2 protein-coding genes are annotated in these 6,684 nt (G+C 75.0%); both read left to right on the top strand.

The window, feature by feature from the left end:
• Positions 1-3,252: amino acid adenylation domain-containing protein (locus tag ACF1A5_RS33650; protein WP_392196642.1), on the top strand; the 3,252-nt coding region annotated here is incomplete at its 5' end.
• Positions 3,249-6,684 (top strand): amino acid adenylation domain-containing protein (locus tag ACF1A5_RS33645; RefSeq protein ID WP_392196641.1); only part of this gene is annotated, 3,436 nt, incomplete at its 3' end. The genes ACF1A5_RS33650 and ACF1A5_RS33645, both read left to right, overlap by 4 nt.

The raw sequence follows: 6,684 nt of genomic DNA, 5'->3' as shown, positions 1-6,684 counted from the left end.
CTGTTCGCGCGCCGGGTGGCGGCGGACCCGGGGGCGCCCGCGGTGATCTCCGCCGCGGGGACGTTGTCGGCGGCCGAACTGGACGGGCGGGCCGAGCGGTTGGCGCAGGAGTTGCGGGCGTGTGGGATCGGTGCGGAGTCGCTGGTCGCGCTGGCGCTGCCGCGGTCCACCGAGGAGCTGGTGGTGGCCGTGGTGGCGGTGTGGAAGGCGGGCGGCGCGTATCTGCCGGTGGATCCCGCCTATCCGGTGGAGCGGATCGCGTACATGCTCGACGACGCACGGCCCGCGCTGGTTCTGGCCACGGCCGACACCGCCGACCGGCTGCCGCAGGGGACGCGTCCTCTGCTGCTCGAATCCCTGGACCAGGCAGGCCTGCCGGACACCGCCCCCGCCCAAGCGGCACGCGTCCTGCCCGAGCATCCGGCCTATGTCATCTACACGTCGGGTTCGACGGGGCGTCCCAAGGGCGTGGTCGTCTCGCACGGGGGTGTGGCGAGTCTGCTGGCCACGCAGGCGGAGCGGCTGGGTGTGGGTCCGGGCAGCCGGGTGCTCCAGTTCGCGTCGCCGAGTTTCGACGCGACGTTCTGGGAGCTGTGCATGGGCCTGCTGTCCGGGGCCGCGGTGGTGGTGGCGGGCGCGGACGGCCTTCAGCCGGGCGAACCCCTCGCCGAGACTTTGAAGGCGCACGGTGTCACTCATGCCACGCTGCCGCCGGTGGTGCTGGCCGCGATGGACGCCGCGGACGAGCTGCTGCCCGGGGGCACGCTGGTCTCCGCCGGTGAGGCGCTCTCGGGTGAGGTCGTCACCCGCTGGTCGGCGGGGCGGAGCCTGGTCAACGCCTACGGGCCGACGGAGACCACCGTCTGCGCGTCGATGAGCGGCGCGCTCGGCGCGGGCGAGGCCCCGCCGATCGGCCGGCCGGTCTACAACTCCCGTCTCTACGTCCTCGACGCCCGTCTGCGTCCCGTCCCGCCGGGCGTGACCGGCGAGCTCTATGTCGCGGGCGCCTCGCTGGCCCGCGGCTACCTGGGCCGGCCCGCTCTGACCGCCGAGCGGTTCGTCGCCGCGCCCTTCGGTGCACCCGGTGAGCGGATGTATCGCACGGGCGACCTCGTGCGCTGGCGGGCCGACGGTCAGCTGGAGTATGTGGGCCGGGCCGACGACCAGGTCAAGATCCGCGGGTTCCGTATCGAACTGGGCGAGATCGAGGCCGTGTTGGCCCGCCACGAGAGTGTCGGCCAGGTCACCGTCCTCGTCCGCGAGGACACCCCTGGCCTCAAGCAGCTCGCCGCCTACGTCGTCCCCCGCCACCAGCAGACCCCGGACCCGGCGCGGTTGCGCGCGCACGTGGGAGAGTCCCTGCCCGACTACATGGTCCCGGCAGCGGTCGTCGTACTCGACGCCTTCCCGCAGACGCCCAACGGCAAGCTGGACCGCAAGGCCCTGCCCGCCCCCGACCTGTCCACCACCCCCGGCGCACGGCAGGCGAGCGGGGCGCGCGAGGAGATCCTGTGCGGTCTGTTCCAGGAGCTGCTGAACCTTTCGGCGGTGGGGCCCGACGACAGCTTCTTCGATCTCGGCGGCGACAGCATCATGTCCATCCAGCTCGTCAGCCGAGCCCGCCAGGCCGGACTCGTCATCAAGCCCGGCCAGGTCTTCGAGCACAGAACGCCCGCCCGCCTGGCCCTGGTCGCCGAGGCGGCCGAGGACGCGCCCGTGGTGCCGGTACCGGCGGGTGGTGGCACCGGCAGGGTGCCGGCGACACCGATCGTGCACTGGCTGCGGGAACGCGGCGGGCCCGTCGACCGGTTCCACCAGTCCGTCCTGGTGCACACCCCGGCGGATCTCACCGAGGACCGGCTCACCGCCGCCCTGCAGGCGCTCCTCGACCACCACGACGCCCTGCGCGCCCGGCTGGTCCGCGACGACGACTGGGCGCTCGACGTCCCGGAGCCGGGCACGGTCAGGGCGGCCGGCCTGGTCCGCCGGGCGGAGTGGCCCCGAGCTCACGGCGCGGGCAGCCTCGAGGACCGTACCGGCGCCGGCGCCGAAGCGCCGCGGGCGTTGATCGCCGCCGAGGCGGACGCGGCCGCCGGCCGGCTCGACCCGGACGTCGGGGTGATGCTCCAGGCGGTCTGGTTCGACGCCGGGCCGGGACGGAGCGGCCGGCTGCTGCTCCTCGTCCACCACCTCGTCGTCGACGGGGTCTCCTGGCGCATCCTGCTGCCCGATCTCGCCGCCGCCTGCGAGGCACTCGGCAAGGGCGCCGAGCCCGCCCCCGCTCCCGTGCCCACGCCGCTGCGGGTGTGGGCCGAGGCGCTGACCGCGGCCGCACCGGCGCGCACGGGCGAACTTCCCCTTTGGCAGGCGCAGTCGGGCGGCGCCGATCCCGTCCTCGGGAGCAGGCGCCTGGACCTCGGACGGGACACCTTCGCCACCGAGCGCAGCCTCACGCGCACCCTCTCCGCCGAGCACACCGCGGCCCTGCTCGCCGACGTGCCCGCCGCCTACCACGCGGGCGTCAACGACGTCCTGCTCACCGCCTTCGCGGTCGCCGTGGCCGACTGGCGGGCCCGCCGCGCCAGGGGCGGGGACACGGCCGTCCTGGTGGACCTGGAGGGGCACGGCCGCGAGGACGTCGTCGACGGCGCCGACCTCTCCCGCACCGTCGGCTGGTTCACCAGCCTGCACCCGGTGCGGCTCGATCCCGGAGCCGGGCAGCGCGCGGGCTTCTGGTCCGGCGGGCCCGCCGTCGGCGAGGCGCTGAAGCGGATCAAGGAGCAGCTGCGCGCGGTGCCCGACGGCGGCATCGGCTACGGGATGATCCGCCACCTGGCGCCCGGCGCGGCGCTGCCGCACACCGCACCACCGCAGCTCGGGTTCAACTACCTGGGCCGCTTCCCGGCGGCCGCCCGGGGCGAGGAGCCCTGGACCGCGGCGCCGGAGGCCGGGGCGCTCGGCGGTGGGGCCGATCCCGCCATGCCGCTCACCCACGAACTGGAACTCAACGCGCTCACCGAGGACCGCCCCGAAGGCCCCCGCCTGGTGGCGACCTGGTCCTGGGCCGGCGACCTGTTCACCGACGCCGAGGTCGCCGACCTCGCCGACACCTTCGCGCGGGCCCTCGCCGTCGTGGCCGACCACGCCCGGGCCCCCGAGGCCGGCGGGCACACCCCCTCCGATCTGACCCTCGTCTCACTGTCCCAGGCCGAGATCGACCTGCTGGAAGCCGACTGGAGAACCTCTCGATGACGAAGCCGGGACTCGCCGACGTACTGCCGCTCTCGCCGCTGCAGGAAGGGCTGCTCTTCCACGCGCTCTACGACGAGCACGCCGCCGACGTCTACACCGTGCAGCTGAGCTTCGACCTGGAAGGGCCGCTGGACGCCCGCGCGCTGCGCGCGGCCGCGGAGGGCCTGCTGCGCCGCCACCCCAACCTGCGCGCCGCGTTCCGCCACGAGGGACTCAGCCGTGCCGTGCAGATCGTGCCGCACGAGGTCGCACTGCCGTGGACGGAGACCGACCTGTCGGCCGAGACCGACCCCGAGCGGCAGCGCGCCGAGCTGGACCGGCTGCTCGCCGCCGACCGGGCCACCCGGTTCGACCTGACCCGTCCGCCCCTGATGCGCTGCGCCCTGTACCGGCTCGGCGCGGACCGGCACCGCCTGGTCCTCACCAAGCACCACATCCTCATGGACGGCTGGTCCATGCCGGTCCTGGTCCGCGAGCTGTTCCAGCTGTACGCGGCCCACGGCGACGACACCGCCCTGCCCGCGGTCACCCCGTACCGCCAGTACCTGGCCTGGCTGAACGGGCAGGACAAGGCGGCCGCCGAGGCCGCCTGGAGCGAGGCGCTGTCCGGGCTGGACGGCCCGAGCCTGCTCGCCCCCGCCGACGCGCCGCCGCCCGCCGTGCCGCCCGGACACCTCACCGTGGCCCTCACCGAGCAGCTCACCGCACGGCTGCGCGACCGGGCCCGCGAGCACGGAGTCACGCTCAACACCGTGCTGCAGGGCGCCTGGGCGCTGCTGCTCGCCAAGCTCACCGGCCGCGACGACATCGTCTTCGGCGCGACCGTCTCCGGGCGCCCGCCGGAGATACCGGGCATCGAGACCATGGTCGGGCTGTTCATCAACACCCTGCCGGTGCGCATCGAACTCCCCGCCGCCGAGCCGTTCGCCGACGCCCTGGTCCGACTCCAGCGCCGCCAGGCGGACCTGATGGCCCATCAGCACATCGGTCTCACCGAGGTGCAGCGCGCGGCCGGGCACGGCACCCTCTTCGACACCATCGCGGTCTTCGAGAACTACCCGCTGGACCAGGCCGAACTCCAGCCGGACAGCCCCGGCCTGCGGCTGACGGACCTGCACGCCACCGACGCCACGCACTACGCCCTCGGCGTCGTAGCCGGCGTGGTCGACGGACGCCTGACGATGCGCCTGGACCACCGGCCCGACCTCTTCGGCACCGACGAGGTAGGCCGCATCGCCGACCGGCTGGTGCGGATCTTCGAGACGTTCGCCGCCGATCCGGCCCGCCCCGCCGGCCGCTTCGACGTCCTCGACGCCGACGAGCTCCACCGGATCGTCGAGGAGTGGAACGGCCACCGAGGCGGCCCGGCCACCGAGCCGGCCCCCGCCGATCCGGCCGGCCGGCTCACGCGCGCCGTCCCCGGCACGCTGACCGACCGCTTCGCCGCCCAGGCCGCCCGCACCCCCGACGCGGTCGCCGTCTCCCTCGGCGGCGACCGGCTCACGTACGCCGAACTCGACGCCCGCGCCAACCGTCTGGCCCGGCTGCTCGCCCGGCACGGCGCGGGACCCGAACGGTTCGTCGCCCTCGCCCTGCCCCGCTCCCTCGACCTCGTGGTCGCCGTACTCGCCGTCCTCAAGTCCGGCGCCGCCTACCTGCCGCTCGACCCCGACTATCCGGCGGACCGGCTCGCCCACATGATCGAGGACGCCCGTCCCGCCCTGCTGGTGACCCGGTCCGACGCGGGCCTGCCCGCGGGCCTCGGCGAGGGCACCGAACGGCTGCAGCTCGACGAGCCGGAGACCGTGCAGGCGCTCGCCGCCGAGCCCGCCACCGCCCCCACCGCGGACGTGCACCCGCACCACCCCGCCTACATGATCTACACCTCGGGCTCCACCGGCCGCCCCAAGGGCGTCGTCGTCCCGCACCACAACGTCGTGCGCCTCTTCTCCGCGACCGACCACTGGTTCCACTTCGGCCCCGACGACGTGTGGACGCTCTTCCACTCGTACGCCTTCGACTTCTCGGTGTGGGAGCTGTGGGGCCCGCTGCTGCACGGCGGCCGGCTCGTCGTCGTCCCGCACGGCGTCACCCGCTCCCCGGAGGAGTTCCTGCGGCTCCTCGCCGAGGAGCGGGTGACGGTGCTCAACCAGACCCCGTCGGCCTTCTACCAGCTGATGCAGGCCGACCGGGAGAACCCCGGGACCGGCGACCGGTTGTGCCTGCGGTACGTCGTGTTCGGCGGCGAGGCGCTCGACCTGTGGCGGCTCGGCGACTGGTACGCCCGGCACGCCGACGACGCACCCGTCCTGGTGAACATGTACGGCATCACCGAGACGACGGTGCACGTCAGCCACCTCGCGCTCGACGCCCCCAGCGCCGCCGCCGGGCCGGGCAGCATGATCGGCGGGGCCATCCCGGACCTGCGGATCTACGTGCTCGACGGCGGGCTGCGGCCCGCCGCGCCGGGCGTCGCCGGGGAGATGTACGTCGCGGGCGAGGGCCTCGCCCGGGGCTACTGGGGCCGGCCCGGCCTGACCGCGAGCCGCTTCGTCGCCGACCCGTTCGGCGCCCCCGGCACCCGGATGTACCGCACCGGAGACGTGGCGCGCTGGACGGAGAACGGCGCCCTGGAGTTCGTCGGCCGGGCCGACGACCAGGTCAAGATCCGCGGTTTCCGGATCGAGCTCGGCGAGATCGAGGCGGTTCTCGCCGCGCACCCCGCGGTGGCCCAGGTCGCCGTCGTGGTACGCGAGGACCGGCCCGGCGACCGCCGCCTCGCCGCCTACCTCGTCCCGGCGGCCGGGCAGCGGGCCGAGCCCGCTCAGGTCCGCGCGCACGCCGCGCGCAGCCTGCCCGGCCACATGGTCCCGGCCGCCTTCGTCACCCTCGACGCGCTGCCGCTCACCCCCAACGGCAAGCTGGACCGCAAGGCCCTGCCCGTGCCCGGGAACGGCACCGGCCAGAGCACCGGCCAGGCCGGCCGGGCGCCGCGCACCCCGCAGGAGGAGATCCTGTGCGGCCTCTTCGCCGATGTGCTCGGCGTGCGCGAGGTCTTCGCCGACGACCACTTCTTCGACCTCGGCGGGCACTCCCTGCTCGCCACCCGCCTGGTCGGCCGGATCCGGGCCGCCCTCGGCGTCGAACTCGCCATCCGCAGCCTCTTCGAGGCACCGACGCCGGCCGCGCTCGCCGAGCGGCTGGGCGAGGCCGGCACGGCCCGCCCGGCGCTGCTGCCCGCCGTCCGTCCCGAGCGCGTCCCACTGTCCTTCGCCCAGCGCCGCCTGTGGTTCCTGGACCGCCTCGAAGGCCCCGGGGCCACGTACAACATCCCGCTCGCCCTGCGTCTGCGGGGTGGGGTGGACCGGGGGGCGTTGCGGGCGGCGCTGGGTGATGTGGTGGCGCGGCACGAGAGTCTGCGGACGGTGTTTC

It is taken from the genome of Streptomyces sp. NPDC014864, from assembly GCF_043081525.1.
GTDB lineage: Bacteria > Actinomycetota > Actinomycetes > Streptomycetales > Streptomycetaceae > Streptomyces.
The sequence above is the reverse complement of the archived record's forward strand: the minus strand, read 5'-3'. Positions and strand labels throughout refer to the sequence as shown.